Annotated in this window: 12 protein-coding genes; 5 read left to right on the top strand and 7 right to left on the bottom strand. The window is 69.8% G+C overall.

Annotation, left to right across the window (positions count from 1 at the left end):
• Positions 1-53: 53 nt before the first annotated feature.
• Complete coding sequence (locus tag LXT23_RS32360) at positions 54-749, top strand: expansin EXLX1 family cellulose-binding protein (protein ID WP_253984227.1); 696 nt, start codon at positions 54-56, stop codon at positions 747-749.
• An 87-nt stretch (positions 750-836) separates the two neighbouring features.
• Here the strand turns inward: LXT23_RS32360 and LXT23_RS32355 are convergent, their stop codons facing one another.
• From LXT23_RS32355 to LXT23_RS32345, 3 genes are all read right to left on the bottom strand, one after another.
• A complete protein-coding gene (locus LXT23_RS32355; RefSeq protein ID WP_253984226.1) occupies positions 837-6,353 on the bottom strand; it encodes a DNA repair ATPase in 5,517 nt (1,838 codons plus the stop codon).
• A gap of 145 nt (positions 6,354-6,498) precedes the next feature.
• Positions 6,499-8,640 carry an SPFH domain-containing protein gene (locus LXT23_RS32350; protein WP_253984225.1) on the bottom strand — a complete coding sequence of 714 codons (2,142 nt, stop codon included), beginning with the start codon at positions 8,638-8,640 and terminating at the stop codon, positions 6,499-6,501.
• 113 nt (positions 8,641-8,753) lie between these two features.
• A complete protein-coding gene (locus LXT23_RS32345) occupies positions 8,754-9,608 on the bottom strand; it encodes a hypothetical protein (protein WP_253984224.1) in 855 nt (284 codons plus the stop codon).
• Between the two features lie 294 nt (positions 9,609-9,902).
• Between LXT23_RS32345 and LXT23_RS32340 the strand changes: the two genes are divergently transcribed.
• Positions 9,903-10,901 (top strand): DNA topoisomerase IB, encoded by a 999-nt coding sequence (locus tag LXT23_RS32340; RefSeq protein ID WP_253984223.1) that lies wholly within the window; start codon positions 9,903-9,905, stop codon positions 10,899-10,901.
• Between the two features lie 41 nt (positions 10,902-10,942).
• Here LXT23_RS32340 and LXT23_RS32335 read toward each other — a convergent pair whose 3' ends face one another.
• On the bottom strand, positions 10,943-11,980 hold the full coding sequence (locus tag LXT23_RS32335; RefSeq protein ID WP_253984222.1) for an acetylserotonin O-methyltransferase: 1,038 nt from the start codon (positions 11,978-11,980) through the stop codon (positions 10,943-10,945).
• Between the two features lie 103 nt (positions 11,981-12,083).
• On the opposite strand from LXT23_RS32335, the gene LXT23_RS32330 reads away from it, so the two are divergent.
• Both LXT23_RS32330 and LXT23_RS32325 read left to right on the top strand, forming a co-directional pair.
• Positions 12,084-12,815 carry a 2OG-Fe(II) oxygenase gene (locus tag LXT23_RS32330; protein ID WP_253984221.1) on the top strand — a complete coding sequence of 244 codons (732 nt, stop codon included), beginning with the start codon at positions 12,084-12,086 and terminating at the stop codon, positions 12,813-12,815.
• Between the two features lie 119 nt (positions 12,816-12,934).
• A complete protein-coding gene (locus tag LXT23_RS32325; protein ID WP_253984220.1) occupies positions 12,935-15,217 on the top strand; it encodes a zinc-dependent metalloprotease in 2,283 nt (760 codons plus the stop codon).
• A 60-nt stretch (positions 15,218-15,277) separates the two neighbouring features.
• Here the strand turns inward: LXT23_RS32325 and LXT23_RS32320 are convergent, their stop codons facing one another.
• Positions 15,278-16,957, bottom strand: coding sequence for an amidase (locus LXT23_RS32320; protein ID WP_253984219.1), 1,680 nt, complete (start codon positions 16,955-16,957; stop codon positions 15,278-15,280).
• Between the two features lie 62 nt (positions 16,958-17,019).
• Between LXT23_RS32320 and LXT23_RS32315 the strand changes: the two genes are divergently transcribed.
• A complete protein-coding gene (locus tag LXT23_RS32315) occupies positions 17,020-18,078 on the top strand; it encodes a patatin-like phospholipase family protein (protein WP_253984218.1) in 1,059 nt (352 codons plus the stop codon).
• Positions 18,079-18,114: 36 nt separating this feature from the next.
• On the opposite strand, the gene LXT23_RS32310 is transcribed toward LXT23_RS32315, so the two are convergent.
• Together LXT23_RS32310 and LXT23_RS32305 are read right to left on the bottom strand one after the other, a co-directional pair.
• On the bottom strand, positions 18,115-18,690 hold the full coding sequence (locus LXT23_RS32310; protein ID WP_253984217.1) for a non-canonical purine NTP pyrophosphatase: 576 nt from the start codon (positions 18,688-18,690) through the stop codon (positions 18,115-18,117).
• A 14-nt stretch (positions 18,691-18,704) separates the two neighbouring features.
• Positions 18,705-19,529 carry an SIR2 family protein gene (locus LXT23_RS32305; RefSeq protein WP_253984216.1) on the bottom strand — a complete coding sequence of 275 codons (825 nt, stop codon included), beginning with the start codon at positions 19,527-19,529 and terminating at the stop codon, positions 18,705-18,707.
• Positions 19,530-19,686: the final 157 nt, after the last annotated feature.

Here is a 19,686-nt window from a genome sequence, read left to right as displayed (position 1 = left end):
GCGACGTTCCAGTTGGAGCACGGCTCCGCCCTGGCGGGTATAATCCCGCGTGCATGCACCCACTCCGCTCCCAGTCCCGTTTCCTCCTCCTCCCCCTGGCCGCCGCCTTCCTCGCCTGTGGCGGCTGCAGTGACGACCCGTCAGGCGGTGGCACGCCCCTGGGTGAGGAGCAGAAGGGCATCGCGACCTTCTATGACGCCACCGGCGCGGGGAACTGCAGCTTCGAGCCCACCGGCGACCTGATGGTCGCCGCCATGAACACGCCGCAGTACGCCGGCAGCGCGGCGTGCGGGCAGTGCGTGGACATCATCGGCCCCAAGGGCTCCGTCCGCGTCCGCATCGTCGACCGCTGCCCCGAGTGCGAGTCCGGCCACCTGGACCTCAGCCGCGAGGCCTTCGCGAAGATTGCCGAGATGAAGGACGGCCGCGTGGACATCACCTGGACGCCGGTGTCCTGCGACGTGGCCGGCAACCTCGAGTACCACTTCAAGGACGGCAGCAACGCGTGGTGGACCGCCGTCCAGGTCCGCAACCACCGGCTGCCCATCAAGAAGATGGAGTGGAAGAGCGGCAGCAGCGGGTGGAAGGACATGCCCCGCCAGGACTACAACTACTTCCTCAACGAGAGCGGCATGGGCCAGGGCAGCTTCTCCCTGCGCGTCACCGCCACCGACGGGCAGCAGGTGGAGGACACCTTCCCCGCCGTGCTCGACGACGACTCCGCGGACGGCGCCAGCCAGTTCCGCTGACCCGCGCGCCCGCGCGTGGAAACGAGAAGGCCCCCGGAAGGCGCGGAGCACGCGCCCGGGGGCCTTCGCTGCTTCAGGAGTCGAGCCCTACCGCCGCAGCATGCTGCGCAGCAGCTCCAGGGCCTCCGTCACGTTCTGCCAGACCTGGAGCGACTTGACGCCCTCCCCTTCCCCCTGGACGGCGCGCCGCGAGGCCCGCTCCAGAGGGAGGAGCACGCCCTCCACCAGCTCGATCTGCCGGCTCAGCTCCGCCGGAGAAGGCCCTGCGGCGGCCGTGCGCTGTAGCGCCTCCGCGGGCACGCTGGCGGAGACGTTCACGGGCCGGTCCGCCAGGGCGGCGATGGCTCGCGAGAGCTGCTCCATGTAGGGCCCGAAGTCCGGCGCGCTCGCCGAGGCCGGCGCAACCACCGCCGCCGCCGGCTGCTGGGCCTGGAGCGCCACGCGCTCCGTGAGCGCCTTGAGCAGCTGCGCCATGTGCTTGAGGTACGGCGTCAGGTCCGTGGCGGCCGCGGGCGGAGCGGGCGGCGGCGTGTCCCGCACCTCGCGGCCCACCTTCGCCACCTCCAGCACGGCGTCGCGCAGGGACTCCAGGTGGGGCACCACCTCCCCCGCCGGGTTCGTGTCCTGCTCGCCGCCGCTGGCCACCTGGGACGCCGCCTGCATCACCGCGTCCCGCACCGCGCCGAGCTGCTCCTCGATGCCGCTGAGCTGGCCGGTGACGCGCGCCACGGGGTCGTCCTCCTTGCCCCCCATGCGCTTCACCCGCGCGAAGCCCTGCTTGATCTCCTCCCAGCGCTTCGCCTTCTCCTTCGTCAGCCGCCCGCGCATCTCCGCCAGCTTGAGCAGGTTCTGCTCCGCCGCCGTGGTCAGCGTCTGCGACTCGCCCTGGTAGTGGTCGTCGATGAGCCGCTCCAGCTCCTCGTCCGTCATCGCCGCCACGACCTTCTCGGACAGCTTGTTCATGTTGCGGTAGCTGCCCTGCAACTTGAACGCGGGCTCCGAGCGGAACCGCTCGTCCTGCGCCGCCGAGGCGATGTACTGCATGTTCACCTTCAGCAGCACCGACTGCACCTTGAACATGCGCTGGAAGATGGACACGACTTCCTGCAGCTCCGCCGCCGCGTAGCCGTGCTTCAGCTCGCCCGCGGGCACCTCCTCGCCCTGCGCCATCCGGATGAGGCGGTGCGTGTCGGCCGGATCTCTCGTGGCCAGCGGCGCCGTCACGAGGTTGGAGGTCAGCGCGTTCTCGATGTAGCTGAGCGCGAACAGGTGCTCCTTCCCGTCGAGGATGTCACCCAGGTTGTAGGTGTCCGCGCGGTTGGCGAGCATGTCTGGAATCCGGAAGCGCTCCCCCGTCTCCGTGTACGGGTTGCCCGCCATGACGACGCAGAACTTCTTGCCGCGCAGGTCATACGTGCGCGTGCGGCCGTTCCACACGCCTTCGATGCGGCGCTGGCCGTCGCACAGGGAGATGAACTTCTGCAGCAGCTCCGGGTCCGTGTGCTGGATGTCGTCGAGGTAGAGCATCACGTTGTTGCCCATCTCGAAGGACAGGTTGATGCGCTCCACCTCCTGGCGGGACGTCGCGTTGGGCGCCTCGGCGGGGTCCAACGACTTCACGGCGTGCCCCAGGGCGGGGCCGTTCACCTTCACGAAGGTGAGGCCCAGCCGGCTGGCCACGTACTCCATCAACGTCGTCTTGCCGTAGCCCGGAGGCGACATGAGCAGCAGCATGCCCATGCGGTCCGTGCGCTTGCCCTCGCCCGCCGCGCCCAGCTGCTTGGCCAGGTTGGCGCCGATGAGCGGCAGGTACACCTCGTCGATGAGGCGGTTGCGCACGAACGAGCTGAGCACCTTCGGCGTCAGCTCCTCCAGCCGCAGCTTGCGGCGCTCGCGCTCCAGGATGTCCCGCAGCAGCGCGCGGTAGGCCTGGTACCGGGGCACCCGCACCTGCCGGAACTCGCCCAGGCGAGACAGGAACTCGTCCAGGCGCAAGGGCAGCTTCCGGTCATGGACGCGCGGGTGGTTGCCCAGCAGCGCCGTCACCTCGGTGGCCGTCAGCGCCCCCGCGGGCTCGCGGTCCAGCTTGCGCTCGGTGAGCAGCAGCACCGCGGTCTCCAGCGCCACGTGCGTCCAGGCGCCGGGGCCCTCCTCGCGCTTCGTCAGGTACGCGTCCACCCACGCGCGGGCAATGGCCAGCCGCGAGGACAGCTCCTTCTCCAGCCCGCGCAGGTCGTCCTCGAACGCGGTGCGCGTCCCCTGCCTGTCCAGCTGCCCCAGGAACAGGTCCTTCAGCGCCAGGGCCTCGCCGCTGGTGGTGAAGCGCGGGCGCTCCACGCCCAGCTCCTCCACCAGGTAGCGGCCCGCCTGCCGCGCCTCCGCCGGCGAGTGCGTCACCCCGTGCGAGGTGAGGAACGCGGCCACGCGGTCCCCCAGCTCGGCGCCCAGCCCGGCCAGCTCCCCCGTGGAGGCGAACACCGTCCGCAGCCGCGCGAGGCTGCGCGCACGTCGGTGGAACAGGCCGCGGCCCGCCTCGTCGGTGTCGAAGGCCCAGAACAGCGCCGCCCAGGCGCGCGGCACCGGAGCGAAGCGCAGCAGGCCCGCGCCCTGGTGCAGGTTCAGCAGCTTCTCCAGGAGGGCCGCCGCGTCCGCGTCGTGCACGCCGCGCTCGTAGCCCTCGTCGAAGCGGTCCGCCGCGTACGCGCGCACCTTCTCCAGCAGCGTGCCGCCCACCACGGCCTCGTGCAGGGCCGTCAGCGACAGGCCGCCCTTGCCGTCCTCCGCGTCGGCCAGGACGCAGGCGGCCAGGTACTCCGCCCGGTACACCTCGCGCGACTCGGACACGAGGTGCTGGTCCCACAGCTCGCGGTACTTCGCCAGCTCCGCGTCCTCCAGCTTCTGCGCGTAGTCGCTGCCGGTGAGCTGGAGGTACAGCTCGCCGTCGCGCGGCACCAGCGTCAGCTCCAGCGGCTGGGTGTTGACGTTGAAGCGGTAGCTGCCCAGCTTGATGAGCGCGTCGCCGTCCGCGAACAGGTCCTGCCTGTCCCTCAGCGCCCGCAGCGCGTCCTGCTTCGCGGACTTGATGCGCGACTGCACCTCGTCCGAGCGCACGCTGTCCTGCAGCTCCATCAGCTGCTCGGCCAGCTGCCGCAGCTTCTGGATCATCGCGTCGGACGCGAAGTAGCCGTTGAGCTCGTCGTCCGTCTTGAAGGACTTCGCCCGGCGCTGCACGCCCTGGAGGATGCGCTCCGCGGCGCCGAAGAGGCTCTGCGCGCGGCGCTGGCGCTCGTCCACCAGCGACTGCTTCCGGGCGCCGAAGGCCTCCAGCAGCTCCTCGCGCTTGGTGGTGATCTGCCCCAGGAACTCGTCGAACTCGCCGAAGCGGCCCTCCAGCTCCTCCAGCAGCACGGTGAGGCGCGACAGCGCCTCGTCACAGCGCTCGGGCGAGTCCGCCTGCGACAGCGCGCTCTCGATGCTCTGCCCCAGCAGCTTGAACTGGGCGCCGAACTCCGCGCGCTTCTCGCGGCCGGACAGCTCCTTGCGCTTGGCCTGCAGGCTGGCGCGCACCCGGTTGAGGCGGCTGAACAGCTCGGAGATGCCTTCCAGGATGCGGGCGCGGGCCAGCGGGTCGCCCACCTGGAGCCCACCCACCACCTCGCCCAGCACCTCGAGGCCGTGGGCCGTCTTCTCCGCGTCCTCGCCCAGCGGCGCCAGCTCGGACGTCGTCTGCACGGGCTCCAGCTTCGCCAGCAGCTCGTCCAGGCGCGCGCCCAGCGGCAGGAGCGCCTCGCCCTTCTGGAGGAAGTCCACGCAGGCGGAGCTGGTCCGGTCGGACGCCTCCATCACCGCCTTCTCCAGGACGTCCACCCGCCCCAGGTCCATGTAGCGGACGTCCTTCAGGGTGATGAGGTGGCCGCGCTGCTTGCGCAGGTCCGCCAGGGCCTGCATGTAGTCCTCGGCGGTGGTCAGCCCCTCCGGCTGCACGCGCAGCAGCAGCGTGTCCTGCACCTTCACCGCGTCCGCCAGCGCGTCCGACGCGCGCTTCTGGAGCGTGAGAACCTTCTCGAACTCGTCGATGATGAGCTCGGAGGTGCGCCGCAGCGCCTCCACCGGCTCCTGCAGCGCCGTCTCCGCGTTGCCCAGCCAGTAGTACGCGTCGAGCGCGCGGGTGGCGGCGGTGACCAGGTCCTCGTAGGTGCGCCGCGTGGGCTTGTCCGACTTGGCGATGCGCTGGAGCGTCAGCGCGTCGGAGATGCCGCGCACCAGCTCCGCGTTGCCCACCTTGCCCAGGTAGCCGGGCGCCGGGGGCGTGGCCGCCGCGTGCTCCGCGGAGACGAAGGGCGTCTGCCACACCTGCATGGGGTGGACGCGGGTGGGCTCGCTGGACGTGGAGCGGAAGATGACCAGCTGCCCGTCCGCGAAGAGGCTCATGCCGTGGCCGACGAGGGGGTTCTGCACCTCCTTGCGCACCAGGTTGTACGGGAAGAGCACATAGGAGCCCTCGTCCCGGCGGTGGAAGACGTACAGCACGTCCTCACCGTTGGGCGAGCGGATGGCCCTCTTGAACTCCATGCCCTCGCTGGCCGCCGCGCCGTCGAAGACCTTGTAGTCGCCCGTCTGGAGGTAGTAGCCGCCGGGGAAGACGATGCCCTGGTCCTCCGGCAGCCGCACGCACGCCTGGCCGATGGCGTCGATGCGCACCACGTGCTGCGTGCGCGAGTTGAAGATGAGGTAGCGGTGCGCCTTCTCGCGGAAGGGCAGCACGCGCAGCAGGATGAGGGTGCCCACCTGCGCCCAGGCGAACTCCGCGTCGTCCAGCGACTGGTCCGGGTCCTCCACCGGCTCGCTGTAGATGCCCATGCCGGTGGAGGTGTTGTCCTCCACCTTGATGGTGAGGTCACCCTTCACCGTCTCCACGAACACCTGGTCCAGCACGTTGACGTGCGGGTGCTGGCCGGTGACGTAGTTGTCGCGCGTGGCCACCGTCCACTCGAAGTCATGGGACGGGGGGAAGACGTGGTCGCGCTCGCCCTGGTTGTCGATGTAGGTCGCGCGCCCCTCCAGGTCCACGTTGAAGCGGAAGACCTTGATGTCGCGCAGCGACTGGCCCGTCTGGAAGATGGCCAGCAGGCGCGAGTCCAGCCGGCGGATCTGCAGGAGCTTCGCGTCCTTGTAGTACTTGTACAGCTCGCCGAAGTCCTTCACGAAGCGCGGGTCCGCCAGGAACCCGCCGGCCTCCGTGTTGGGCACGGTGGAGAAGTCGAAGCCCTCCCCCGTCTTCTCGAAGCGGTGCAGCGAGAAGACGTCGGAGACGGACGTCTCCTTCTTCAGCCCGATGAAGACGTTGTAGCCGAAGAGGAGGTACTTCCCGACGGCGGCGATGTCGCGCGGGACGCAGTTGTTCTCCGTGCGCACCCGCTCGTTGCCGATGACGGAGAGCTCGGTGCCCCCGAAGAGCGCCTTGCGCCGCGTGTTGAGGTCCGTCGCCTTCGCGCCGAGCGCATCCGCCTGCGCCAGCAGCCGCGTCCGGATGACCTCGTAGCTGCCACCTTCCAGCGCCGCCTCGCCCGTGGGCGCCGCGCCCTTGCCACCGTCAGTCGCCATGGATGTCCACCAGAATGCGTAGACCCCCGCCCTCCCTCTCCCGGAAGGGAGAGGAGGCCCCCGTCAGGGAGGCCGGGGCGAGGGTCGTCGTACCAACCCCGCCGCCATCGCTTCACGCGCGATGGCGGCCCCAGCGCTCCTCAGGTCAGCCCTGCTGCTCGTCGCCCACCAGCGCCTTGATGCCGGCGCCGGCGGCGGCCACGGGGCTGGACGCCATCTTGTGCAGCAGCGCGGCCACCGCCAGGTTCTGCGCGTCACCGCTCAGTCCCGGCTTGGAGAGGATCTCCTTCAGGTCCGCCGGCAGGTCCTTCTCGCCATTGAGGTAGCCGCCGAGCGCCTTCTTCAGGGACTCGCCGTGCTCCATCGCGCCGTCCACCGCGTTGCCGAAGGACACCGCCTTGACGAAGCGCTCGAAGAACTGGCCGTCGCCGCCGACAATCTGGAACTTCGCGTTGGAGAGCGCCTTGGCCAGCACCTCGGCCTGGGCGTGGGCAATGTCCTTGCGCACGCGGATGGTCTCCAGCTCCACGTCGCGATCCTTGTGGAGCTTGAGGCGGAACTCCTCGTGCTCGCGGCCGACGCCGTCCATCAGCTTCATGGAAGCCGCCTTCTCCGCCAGGCCCCGGGCCTCGGCGAACAGCTTCTCCTGGATGGCCGCGGCCTCCGCCAGCTGCTTCTCGCGCGTGGCAATGGCCTCCGCCTCGCCGCGCTTCTGGATGGCCACCGCCTCGGCCTCCAGGACGCGCGCGTGGGACAGGCCCTTCTCCTGCTCACCCGCGGCCTCCGCCAGCAGCCGCTCGCGGACGATGTTCGCCTGCGCCTGGCCCTGCTTCTCGATGACGCCGGCCTCGGCCTCCTTCACGCGCACCGCCGCCATGCCGACCTTCTCGGTGGCCGCCGCGTCCGCCTCCTTCACGCGCACCTCGGCCAGGCCCTGCGCCGCCGACTCGGCCTGGATGCCCTCGGCCAGCCGCATCTTCGCCTTGGCCGTCTTGTCCGCGGCCTCCAGGTCGGCCTCGGCCAGGATGAGCTTCTCCTTGGCCATGTACGTCGCCATCTCGCTGTTGGCCTTGGCGGCGTTCACGTCCTTGACCGTCTTCTCCTGGGCGTGCGCCTCGGCGGTGATGATGAGCGCGTCCTTGCGGCGGGTGGCCTCGGCCTTCACGCGCAGGTCCTTGATGCGCTCCTCCTCCTCGGCCACCGTCTTCTCCACGGCGATGCGGGCGCGCACCACGTCGGCGATGATCTTCTTCTCGCCTTCCAGCGCCTTCTCCTTGTCGATGCGCTTCAGCTCCGTCTCGCGCTCGCGGCTGATGGCCTCCAGGGCGCGGTCCTTCTCCACGCGCTCGGTCTCCACGCCGACCACGCGCTCGCGGTTCTTCTGGGCCACCTCGACCTGGCGGGACTTGTTCTGCTCGCTGATGAGGATCTCTTCTTCCGCCTTGATGCGCGCCAGCTCCGACTTGGCGTGCTCCTCCTGCTTCACGCGCTCCGCCTCGGACGTCTCGCGGGCCTGGATGCTCTCGATTTCGCGCTTCTGCTTGGCTGCGGCCTCCTCGCGCTGGCGCTCGAGGGCGAAGATGGCCTCATCCGCCTCGACGTTGCGCTTGGTGACGGCCATGCGCTCGTCCTGGCGCAGCTCGTTGGTGAAGACGTTCTGCTTCGTCGTCAGCTCGGTGATCTTCCGGATGCCCTGCGCGTCGAGGATGTTGTCCTTGTCCAGCATCTCCACCTGGGTCTGCTCCAGGGTGTCGATGGCGCAGTCCTCCAGCATGTAGCCGTTGAGGTCGCGGCCGATGACGCGGACCACCTGGTCCTTGATCTCCTCACGCTTGGTGTAGAGCTCCTCGAAGTCGAAGCTCTTGCCCACCGTCTTGAGCGCCTCGGAGAACTTGGCCTCGAAGAGGTTCTCCAGTGTCTCCTGGTCGGAGGCGCGCGCGCAGCCGATGGACTGCGCCACCTTGAGCACGTCCTCGCGCGTCTTGTTCACGCGCACGAAGAAGGTGACCTTGATGTCCGCGCGGATGTTGTCCTTGCAGATGAGGCCTTCCTTGCCGCGGCGGTCGATCTCCACCGTCTTCAGGGAGATGTCCATCACCTCGGCCCGGTTGATGATGGGAAACACCACCGTGCCGGTGAAGGTGACGAGCGGCTCGGTCTTCAGCGTGTTGACGATGAGCACCTTGCCCTGGTCCACCTGGCGGTAGAGCCGGACGATGGTGAGGAGGATGCCGCCCAGAAGGATGATGCCGCCAATGCCGGCGGCGATCGCAGTAATCGGATCCATGGCCATTCCTGAAAATTGAAGACAGCGGGCCTTGTATCAGGCGCCGGAGGTCCCCCGCAAAAGTCCCCCGGCGTCGAATCTGTTGCGCCGCCTCCCCTCGGGCGGCCCGAATCTCAGCCTCGTGCCCTCGCTCGCGCGATGGCTGCTGCCTTTGCCGGATCACGGAGCTGGTCGAGCTCCTCCGGCGCCAGGAAATCCACCGGCTCCACGTCGTAGACGCCCCGCTCCGGGTCGTAGCCGAGGATGAGCGCCGGGTCTCCGCGCTTGAGCGTGTTCTGCTTTGCGCAGACGACGTTGAGGATGAAGCCCGCCTCGCCGTCTTCGAAGGTCGCGTGGCCGAAGCGGCCCGTCACGTCACCGCTGGAGATGGTGCACACGCGGCCCATCAGCGAGTCGCGTCCAGGCGCCTTCTTCGCGACGAAGACCGGCCGCAGCGGACGGACGGCGAAGCCCGCGGCCGCCGTCCCCACCATGAAGCACAGCAGGCCCAGCACGCCGCTGATGAGCCACGAGGGCAGCACCGGCCCCAGCGCCGCGTGCACCGGCTGCGCGCTCATCACCGACAGGAACCACGAGATGAAGGCCACCAGGCTGACGGACACCGTCAGCGGGATTCCCGCGAAGCCCAGCGCGGACAGGATGCCCCCGTCCACATGGGCGTCATGGTCATGCGCGCCCAGCGCCTTGCCGCCGCCCTCCATCGCCCCACCCAGCGCCTTGCCACCACCTTCGATGGCGCCGCCGAGCGCCTTGCCGCCGCCCTCGAGCGCGCCGCCCAGCGCCTTGCCGCCGCCTTCGAGCGCGCCGCCCAGCGCCTTGCCGCCCGCCTCCAGGTTGATGTCGCCATCCAGCACGTCGATGCCGATGGCACCGATGATCACGAACAGCCAGTACGTCATCACCACGCCCAGGACGATGGTGAAGATGGCGGTCGGAAACGCGAGGATGGAATCGAGAAAGGGCGTCATTCGGCTCGGCGAGGACTCTAATCGAGCCGCATTCCCGGAGAAAACGCGGCCAGGCGCTTTTCTGGCCGTTTCCTGAGCAGACGTCCAGGCGGAGCCTGCCTTGCCGAGCGCTCGGTCGCTGCACACAAAAGGGGGACGCGGGCACATGGAGTGCCTGGCTGGAATGACCCACCCCAGGCCCCTCTGATGACGCACGCCGAGCCAGCCACGCAGTCAGCGCCTCCGAAGAGACGGGGGCGCCAGAGCCGCGGGGAGACTGCGCTGGAGCGGCTCCAGCGCACGGGACACCGCCGGATGGGGAGCGCGAAGCGCGGCTTCCGCTATGTGCGGGCGGACGGGAAGGCCGTGTCGAAGGCGGACCGCGAGCGCATCGAGGCGATGCGGCTGCCTCCGGCCTGGACGGACGTGGCCATCTCCCCTTCTCCCACGGCGCGGTTGCAGGCGGTGGGCCGGGACGCGGCGGGCCGGTGGCAGTACCGCTACCACGTGTCCCATCGGCGCCGGCAGGAGGAGCGGAAGTTCGAGCGCATCGTGGGCTTCGCGCGGGCGCTTCCGAAGATGCGGCACCGGGTGAGCGTGGACCTGCGGCGCAAGGGGCTGGGCCGGGACAAGGTGATGGCCACCATGCTCCGCATCCTGGGCTCGTGCTTCATCCGCCCCGGCAGCCAGCAGTACGCGGAAGAGAATGGCAGCTTCGGCCTGGCCACCCTGCGGCGCCGGCACGTGCGCGTGTCGGGTGACACGGTGACGTTCGACTTCCCGGGCAAGAGCGGCAAGCAGCAGTTCCGCCAGCTCGAGGACAGGCGGGTGGCGAGCGTCGTCCGGCAGCTCCTCAAGGTCCCCGGGCGGGACGTCTTCAAGTTCGTCCTGGACGACGGCGCGGTGGTGGACGTGCGGCGGCGCCACCTCAACGAGTACATCCAGGAGGTCATGGGCGCCCAGTTCAGCGCCAAGGACTTCCGCACCTGGGCGGGCACGCTCATCTGCGCCTGCGCGCTGGCCCGGGCCCGCGAGCGCGTGAAGCACGAGTTGGGGGACGAAGTCCCGGTGAAGAAGACCGTCCTCAAGAAGTCGATGGTGGCCGCCGTGAAGGAGGCCGCCGAGCACCTGGGCAACACGCCCGCGGTGGCCCGCTCGTCGTACATCTACCCGTCCGTGCTGGCCATGTTCGAGCGCGGGCAGGTGGTGGACCGGTACTTCCACTCCGTCGACGAGCTGGCGGCGGTCGACGGCGCCAGCCTGCACTGCTCGGAGAAGGCCCTGCTCGACATGCTCGACACGGCGAAGCACTGAAAGCCGGGTGGACCTGACGGGCCCACCCGGTGGCGCCAGGCTCAGGCCGGGACGACTTCCACCACGCTCGGAGGCATGGAGGTGGGAAGGATGCGGGAGACCTTCAGGCCCGCCTTCGACACCAGCGCCGAGTACTCGGCCTCCGTGCGCTCCTGGCCGCCCACGAGGACGAGCATCGCCACGTCGTAGAGGTTGCCGAAGTGCATCGCGTTGTCGCCGGGGAGCACCGTCTCCACGATGAGCAGCCGCGAGTCGGCGTGCATGGCCTCGCGGATGTTGGTGAGGATGCGCAGGCTCTTCTCGTCGTCCCAGTCGTGGAGGATCTGCGACAGGATGTAGACGTCCTGGCCAGGCGGGATGCGCTGGAAGAAGTCGCCCTCGAACACCTCGCAGCGCTCGGCGAGGCCCAGGCCGGACAGGCGCGCGCGCGCCTCCTTCGCCACATGGGGCATCTCGAAGATGGCGCCCGCGGCGGCAGGGTGGGCATTGAGGATGTGCGCCATCAGCGTGCCCGTGCCACCGCCGACGTCCATGATGCGCTTCGCGGACGAGAAGTCGTACGCGCTCACCACCGCTGGCGCATTGAGCGTCTGGTACGCGGCCATGCTCCCGTTGAAGATGGCGGCATCCTCCGGGTGCGTGGACATGTAGCCGAAGAACGTGTCGCCCATGAACTTCTCGACGGAGGGCTGCCCCGTCTTCAGCGACGACACCAGGTCTCCCCACGCCTGCCAGGACAGCAGGTGGCCATGCGCCATCAGCGAGCCGTACACCGAGCCCGGGTTGTCCTTGCGGAGCATCCCCCCGAGCTCCGTGAGGCTCCAGCACTCCGACTGCTCGTCCTTGCGCATGACCCCCAGGCCGCTCAGCAGGCGCAGCATGCGGCGCAGCGAGGGCGCGTGTGTCCCGCTGGCCTGCGCCAGCTCCTCCACGGTGCGCGGGGTGTCACCAATGATGTCGGCGATGCCCAGCTGCGCCATGATCTGCAGGCAGCGGGACACCCAGAAGCCGTACACCATCTGTTGCATCATCTGGGCGGCGGGAGGAGGCGTGTTGGGGGCTCTGCGTTGCTGGCTCATCAAGTCCTTCCGGGGGCTGAAGGAACGGCAAGGTTGGAACCTAGAAGGTAGGCTGTAAAACTGCTACGGGGGTCTCAATTCACCCCACCGAAACTGTCACCCTGTGCGCGCCTACATCACCCAGCGTGAAGCCCTTCCCGCACCGGAGCTGCAGGCGCTCCGGGAGGCACTGCTCGGCTCGCGCTTCGTCGCGCGCAGCCCGTTGATGGGGACGTTCCAGGCCAGCCGGGGTTTCGCGTTCATCTTCACGAACCAGGGCCGTGCCACCCTGGAGGCGCGCTTCCCCTTCCTGCGTTGCTACCTGGCGACGGTGTTGGAGCCTTCGAGCGCGCGCGGGCTGCTGCCATGGCGGGAGCGCCTGTTCGGCAAGCGGAAGGCACTTCCTGTCCCGAACGCCTTCTACCTGAACCTGCTGCTGCTGGACGCGGGCACGGCGGTGGGCCGGCACATCGACGCGACGCTGCAGGAGCCCGCCGGCGTGCCCGGCGCGACGCCCCGGCACGTGAGCGTGCTGTACCTCGAGGTCCCCGAGGGCGCGAAGGGCGGCGCGCTGCACCTGCTGCGCGACGACGCGCCCGTGGGCCGGGTTCGCCCGCGTCCGGGGCTGCTGGTGCACTTCCGCGGCGACCTCCAGCATGAAGTCCAACCCTTCACCGGCGGCGCGCCCGGCACCCGGCGCGCGAGCCTCGTCTGCGAGCAGTACTGCTTTCCTCCCGAGGCGCTCGCGCGCCTCCCTGACTTCCGCATCCAGTCCAAGGCCGGCTTCGCCGCATACCTGGACTCGCAGCGCGAGCGGACCGACGGCGGCAGCACCGCAGGTACGTTGGAACAGTAATCACATTACTACAGTTCAAGAAACAGTATGGGAAGCAACTTTCACCGTTAGCTCACGACCATTGAGATGCGGCCTTCCCGTTCCGGGAAGTCACCGCTCATCACGATCTGGAGGCAACGATGAGGTGGCATTCCCCGCTGCGGCGCTCGGTTCTTGGCGCTGTGACCACCGTTATGGTCCTGAGCTTCGGCTGCAGTCCTGCCGAGACCCCGGCTCCCCAACCCACCCCCGAGACGCCCGCGGAGAGCCTGCAGGTGGAGCTGGACGACGCGTTCGTCGCCGTTCCCCGGCAGGTGAGCGCCGAGAAGCAGGCGGAAGTCCGGCAGCGTCTGGACGGCGCGGTGTCCAACACCGGCGAGAGCTTCTACCTGGCCATCCGCAAGAGCGAGCTGGGCCAGCGCTGGTTCATGTCCGCGTACCTGAAGCAGCTGTTCCCCGGCGCGGTCATCTACGGCGCGGCGAACTCGCTGGGCACGCGCGTGGTGTCGTTCAAGGTGCAGAACGGCAAGCTGTTCGTCTTCGACGCGGACGACCGCAAGACGACCAGTGACATCTTCGACCCGCAGGTGCTGGTGGAGGCGTGGCCCATCGTCAACGACTACGGCGCGTTCAACAACCTGCGCGGCGCGGACAGCTACATCCTGGTGGACCCGACGGCGGGGCTGAATCGCTTCGGCCTGATTGGCGACGCGTTCGGCGAGGGCGGCGTGCGCTTCGAGGTGGAGCTGAGCTTCGCGCAGCGCTTCCGCCGCATCTCCGACGGCGTCACCTTCGAGCAGGTGTTCACCGGCTACGCGGACGTCGCGGACCCGGACGCGCCGGACTACCTGGAGAACAACCTGCTGAAGAACTCGGGCACGCTGGGCATCGCCCTGCGCCGCTACCAGGAGGGCCAGGGCTACACCCCCACGCCGCTGCCCCCGCGCGAGCACTACTTCCGCAGCGAGCCGCGCCTGATTCCCAACACCGGTCAGGTGGTGCAGACGGCCGCGAAGTGGAACATCCGGCCGGGCATGAAGCCCATCAAGTGGCACATCACCGACACGGTGAAGGCCGTGCAGGCCGACCCGCGCTTCAAGGGCTACGACGTGGTGGGCGCGGTGAAGAAGGGCGTCGAGAACTGGAACGAGGCGTTCGGCTTCAAGGTCTTCGAGGCCACGGTGGGTGACTCGGAGGGGTTCGCGGACGACGACAAGAACGTCATCATCTTCGACCCGGAGTCCTCGGCGAGCTTCGCCTTCGCGGACTGGCGCACCAACCCCAACACGGGTGAGATTCGCGGCGCCACCGTCTACGTCAACGCGCTGTGGCTGGAGTACGCGGACGGCGAGTTCGGCGATGACGTGGCCGCCCAGCTGAAGGCGAAGGTGAAGAACGCGCACAAGCCGCTGCGCATGTCGTGGAGCGGGTTCGACGCGGAGCCCCTGTGCGAGATGCCGCTGCCCCCGCTGCGCGAGGACGGCGACGCGCGCAACCAGAAGCTGCCCCGGCCGGCCCTGGAGGCGCAGCTCACCAAGAAGCAGAAGGTGGAGCAGTACCTCACGCACGTCATCCTCCACGAGGTCGGCCACACGCTGGGCCTGCGCCACAACTTCGCGGGCTCGCTGGTGTTCGACGGGGACCCGGCCTCCGAGCGCTCCACGTCGGTGATGGAGTACGTGTACGACCCGGACGCCATCTTCGTGGACAAGCCGGCCTCGTACGACGTGCAGGCGGTGCGCTACCTGTACGGCCTGTCGACGGCGCTGCCCACCGGCCTGTTCTGCACGGACCCGGACACGCGGGTGGAGCCGTACTGCGTGCGGTATGACCGGTACTCGGACCCGCTGGGCAACTTCTTCGGCCCCACGCACCAGCTGGTGCAGGAGCTGGTGCTGTACGAGATCCTCCCGTTCGAGGCGCTGGCGGGGGCGTTCGACTACTACGGCAACTCGGTGCTCGGCTGGGTGCGCGCGGGCGTGCCGGCGGACCAGACGTTCGCGTACGACGTGGCCATCGGCCAGGTGCGGCCTCCGCTGGCGGTGCCTCCGGATGCCGGCCCGGGCTACGGCGCGGCCGCGGACGACCTGGCGCGCCGCCTCCTGGCGCGGCTCTACCTGGACCCCGTAAGCGCGCGTGACGACATCACCTTCACGCCGGACGAGAGCAGCGCCGTCACCCCGGCGGTGCTCGCGGACATCCACGGCATCCTCATCAACGTGGACGGCGTGCGCAGCTTCCGCGCCCGCCGCACCATGGTGGACATCCTCAAGTCCATGCAGTCGCTGCCGGCGTACCTCACCCTGCGCGAGGGGCGTGACACCATCACCGCCTCGCTGGGGACGCTGAGCGGCAGCGAGCGCGCCCAGGCCGAGGACCTGCTGGCCCGCATCCAGGCGGCGCTCTCGCCCTACTACCAGTGAGCTGAGCCGCTGAGCTGAAGCGCGGCGCTGGGGACGTGCCCTCCCAGCGCCGCGTGGCCCTCAGGTCCTTGCGCCCGGGCGCAGGTCCGCGGTGGGGGCGAACGCGGGCGGGCGGCGGTGCTTCGTCGCCTGCTCGTAGGCGTAGGCGAGCTTCAGCAGCGTGGGCTCGCTCCACGCGCGGCCGATGAAGGACAGCCCCACCGGGAGCCCGAAGACGTAGCCGGCGGGCACGGTGAGCGTGGCGTAGCCGGCGACGGCGGCCGGGGTGGAGCTGCTGCCCAGCCAGTGGTCGCCGTTCACCAGGTCGACGAGGCCCGGAGGCGCCTGGGTGGGGGCGACGAGCGCATCCAGCTTGTGCTTCGCCATCACCGCGTCCAGCCCCTGCTCCCGCGACAGCTTGCGGCAGTCCTGGAGCGCCTTGCGGTACTTCCGGTCCGTGAGCGGCCCCTTCTGCTGGGCCATGTGGAGGATCTCCTGGCCGAAGTACGGCAGCTCCGTGGCGCGGTGCTCGTCGTTGTAGCGGATGAGGTCCGCCAGCGTGCGCAGCCTGGTCCCCTCCCCCAGCCCCGCGAGGTACGCCTCCAGGCCCGCCTTGAACTCGTAGAGCAGGACCTCGAACTCGGGCTCGTCAAGCTTCGCGGCCGTGGGGATGGGGGCCGGGTCGACGAGGATGGCGCCCCGCGATTTCAGTACCTCGAGCGCCTGCTCCACCAGCGCGTCGGTGGGGGCGTGGTAGCCGAAGAAGCGCTCGCGCGGCACGCCGATGCGCGCGCCCTTGAGCCCGTCCGCGTCGAGGAACTTCGTGTAGTCCGCGTGCGCCTTGCCCTGGCTCGCGGCGGTGGCCGCGTCCGACGGGTCGATGCCCACCAGCGCGGAGAGCAGCGCCGCCGCGTCCGCCACCGTGCGCGTCATGGGGCCGGCGGTGTCCTGGGTGTGCGAGATGGGGAGGATGCCGCTGCGGCTCACCAGGCCCACCGTGGGCTTGAGCCCGACGAGCGAGCCGGCCGCCGCGGGCGACACGATGGAGCCGTCCGTCTCCGTGCCCACGGCCACCGCGCAGAAGTTGGCGGCGGTGGCGGCGCCCGAGCCGGAGCTGGAGCCCGAGGGCGTCCGGTCCAGGGCATACGGGTTGCGGCACTGGCCGCCGCGCGCGCTCCAGCCGCTGGAGGACCTGGTGGAGCGGAAGTTGGCCCACTCGCTGAGGTTCGTCTTGCCGAGGATGACCGCGCCCGCCGCGCGCAGGCGCTCCACGATGAACGCGTCCCGCGAGGGCACGGCGCCCACGAGCGCGAGCGAGCCCGCGGTGGTCTGCATCCGGTCCGCCGTGGCGATGTTGTCCTTGAGGAGGACGGGGATGCCGTGCATCGGCCCGCGAGGCCCCTTCTCCTTGCGCTCCTTGTCGAGCGCCGCGGCGAGGGCGAGCGCGTCCGGGTTCAGCTCGATGACGGACAGCAGCGGGAGGTCTCCCTTGCGGTCCAGCTCCTTGATGCGCGCGAGGTAGCGCTCCGCGAGCCCGTGCGCGGTGTGCTTGCCGGACTTCATCGCGGCCTGGAGGTCCGCGACGGTGGCCTCCTCCAGCTCGAAGGGCTGGGCGGCCGGGGCCCTTGCCGCCGGAGGCGTCGCGGCGGCCTGGGCGTGGGAGTCCAACGTGACGAGCGCCGTGGCCGCGGCCGTGCCACCGAGGAAGGCGCGACGGCTCAGGGCCGCGGAGGGAGTACCGGGGAGGTGGGGCTTCTTCATGGGGTGGGGACTACAGCAGCGGCGCGGGGAGCGTCGCAAGCCTGCTACCGTCCCGCGCCCATATGGCGTCGAACCTCACCCTCCTGGCCGGCCCCGATGCGCTGAGACTCGTCCGCGAGCGGGGCCTGCGCGGCGATGACGTGGATGTCGTTCCCGGGGCCTCCGGGGGGCCGAAGTGGCTGGTGCTCGCGGGGCTGGACCGGGCCCTCTTCGCGGGGCTCTTCAAGGGCCGGACGCGGCCGCTGCACCTGATTGGCTCCTCCATCGGGAGCTGGCGGCTGGCGTGCGTGGCGCAGGCGGACCCGGTGGCGGCGCTGCACCGGTTCGAGGCGGCCTACATCGACCAGCGCTACCCTGCCCGGCCTTCGCCGTCCCTGGTGAGCGAGACGAGCGCGGGCATCCTCGATGCGCTGCTGGGCGAGAGCGGCGAGGCGGACATCCTCAACCACCCGTGGGCGCGGCTGCACGTCGTCACCGCGCTGTGCCGAGGGGCGGTGGGCGTGGAGCACTCGCGCATCCAGTTGCTGGGGCTGGCGCTGTGCGCGATGGGGAACCTGGTGAGCCGGAGGACGCTGGGGTTCCACATGGAGCGCGTCATCTTCCACACGGCGGGCGACGCGAGCCCCTTCGTGGGCCTGAGAGACCTGCCCTCCGTGCACCTGCCGCTGACGCGGGAGAACCTGCGGCCGGCGCTGCTGGCCTCGGGCTCCATTCCGCTGGTGCTCAGCGGCGTGAAGATTCCAGGCGCGAGGCCGGGCGTATACCGGGATGGAGGGCTGCTCGACTACCACCTGGACCTGGACTTCGGCCCGGGTGAGGGGCTGGTGCTCTACCCGCACTTCTACCCGCACGTGGTGCCCGGCTGGTTCGACAAGTCCCTGCGGTGGCGGCGGGCGCGGCCGGCCAACTTCCGCAGGGCGCTGCTGATTGCGCCCTCCCCGGAGCTGGTGGCGCGGCTGCCCGGAGGGAGGATTCCGGACCGCGTCGACTTCGAGCAGCGCACGGACACCGAGCGCATCCGCGCCTGGAACCAGGTGGTGGCCGAGAGCGAGCGGATGGGCGACGAGCTGCTGGAGCTCATCGCCACCGGGCGCATCGCCGAGCACGTGCGGCCGCTGTGAGCGCGGGGTGGCCCGGACCGCGCCCGCCAGAGGCGTTCATGGGCCACCCAGGTGTCTCTCCATCCAGTCACGCATGTCCGCGTAGGCGAGCCCCGCGGGAGAAAGCCGCAGCTTCTCGTCCAGCGGCAGCTCGGCGAACGTCCGCCCCGCCTTGTCGCTCTCGGGGATGAAGACGGGGTCCCAGTGATAGCCCCCGGTGCCGCGCTCGCTCAGGGCCAGCTCGCCCTTCACCTCGCGGGTGACCACGTGGCGCCGCTTCCCGTCGCAGTAGCAGACCGCGCTGGAGGCTCGCACCACCCTCGGCTGGCCGGGTGGAATCAACCCGCACAGCCCGGCAGCCCCCAACCCGTCCCAGAAGGGACGGATGAGCGCGCCCGGGAGGCCCTGGAGGAAGTCGATGCAGAACGCGCCGTGCTCGACGACGACCGGATAGCGGGCCGCCGCGTACGCCGCCGCGGCCTTGGCGCGGATGACCCGGTCCAGGTCCACCTCGAGAATCTCGGTGATGCCCGTGCGGACCTTCAGGACCTCCACCCGCCCGGCAGGCTCGAAGACGTGCCGGGCCTCCACGGCCTTGTTCGGGTTCGCAGTGTAGAAGTAGGCGGTCTTCATCTCGTGGCCCCGGCTCAGACACCGATGCGTTGCAGGAGGTCCGCCACGCTCGCCGACTTGTCGGACGGGTCCAGCTGGATGATGTCGATGTTCCACTTCTCCAGCAGGGTGGGCTGCACGGGCCCCGCGCCATGGGTGGCGAAGAAGCACTTGCGCGGCGAGGCCGCCGCCCCACTGCCCTTCCGGAGCTGGTGCATCCGGTGCCAGATGTACCGGATGTTGGTGTCGCTGAAGCTGTAGCCGATGAACAGGAAGCTGTGGCTCAGCAGGTCCGCGCGCAACCGCTGGTCCGCGGGCGCCTCCAGCGTCATCCGGTCGAAGAACGCCTTCTCCGTGAGGACGATGGTGTTGCGCTTCTCCAGCGTGCCGTGGAACTTGATGACGTCACAGCCGCCCACGAGCCGGGGCCCCTGGAAGTCCGCGAACGACGCCAGCACGTTGACGGGCCGGCCCGCGTCCTTCAGCGCCCCCTCCACGTGGAAGTCGAAGTTCGTCGTGTAGAGCGTGTGCCACCGGAGCGCCGCGAGCGCCTGGTGCGTGCGGGAGGCCTTGCGGCTCTTCTCCGACTCGAGCGAGTTGAAGCCCCGCGTCATCTCGTGGACGAGGTACTCGAAGTCCCCCACCTCCTCGAAGTAGCCCGCGAGCTGGTCGAAGTCGCCGTGCAGGGTGAACAGGTCCGGCTCGAAGCCCAGCCTCCGCGCCATGTCCGCGATGAGCTCACCCCAGTCCGGCAGGTTCAGCGGCTTGGAGAAGCCCGCGCCCAGGAAGGGGATGAGCCGCCCTTCCCCGTACTCCTTGCGCAGCAATGGGACGGCCTGGGCCAGCTCGAGGACGGCCATCGACACCTCCTGGCGCCGAGCATCCCCTCCAGCCTCCACCTTGTCCACGACCGACAAAAGACCAGCGGCCGGCCCCCTCGAGTCAGGGAACCGGCCGCCGGGAATTTCAAGCGCTCAGGCTCGCACCCCCAGGCCCGGACCGTTCAGCCGTCCGGGC

Origin of the sequence: Pyxidicoccus xibeiensis, assembly GCF_024198175.1 — a bacterium.
GTDB lineage: Bacteria > Myxococcota > Myxococcia > Myxococcales > Myxococcaceae > Myxococcus > Myxococcus xibeiensis.
The sequence above is the reverse complement of the archived record's forward strand: the minus strand, read 5'-3'. Positions and strand labels throughout refer to the sequence as shown.

What these genes read in the sequence shown, in the direction of transcription:
- LXT23_RS32360 (WP_253984227.1), top strand. Translation starts at nt 54, where the DNA reads ATGCACCCACTCCGCTCCCAGTCCCGTTTCCTCCTCCTCCCCCTGGCC.
- LXT23_RS32355 (WP_253984226.1), bottom strand. Translation starts at nt 6,353, where the DNA reads ATGGCGACTGACGGTGGCAAGGGCGCGGCGCCCACGGGCGAGGCGGCG.
- LXT23_RS32350 (WP_253984225.1), bottom strand. Translation starts at nt 8,640, where the DNA reads ATGGATCCGATTACTGCGATCGCCGCCGGCATTGGCGGCATCATCCTT.
- LXT23_RS32345 (WP_253984224.1), bottom strand. Translation starts at nt 9,608, where the DNA reads ATGACGCCCTTTCTCGATTCCATCCTCGCGTTTCCGACCGCCATCTTC.
- LXT23_RS32340 (WP_253984223.1), top strand. Translation starts at nt 9,903, where the DNA reads ATGGGGAGCGCGAAGCGCGGCTTCCGCTATGTGCGGGCGGACGGGAAG.
- LXT23_RS32335 (WP_253984222.1), bottom strand. Translation starts at nt 11,980, where the DNA reads ATGAGCCAGCAACGCAGAGCCCCCAACACGCCTCCTCCCGCCGCCCAG.
- LXT23_RS32325 (WP_253984220.1), top strand. Translation starts at nt 12,935, where the DNA reads ATGAGGTGGCATTCCCCGCTGCGGCGCTCGGTTCTTGGCGCTGTGACC.
- LXT23_RS32320 (WP_253984219.1), bottom strand. Translation starts at nt 16,957, where the DNA reads ATGAAGAAGCCCCACCTCCCCGGTACTCCCTCCGCGGCCCTGAGCCGT.
- LXT23_RS32315 (WP_253984218.1), top strand. Translation starts at nt 17,020, where the DNA reads ATGGCGTCGAACCTCACCCTCCTGGCCGGCCCCGATGCGCTGAGACTC.
- LXT23_RS32310 (WP_253984217.1), bottom strand. Translation starts at nt 18,690, where the DNA reads ATGAAGACCGCCTACTTCTACACTGCGAACCCGAACAAGGCCGTGGAG.
- LXT23_RS32305 (WP_253984216.1), bottom strand. Translation starts at nt 19,529, where the DNA reads ATGGCCGTCCTCGAGCTGGCCCAGGCCGTCCCATTGCTGCGCAAGGAG.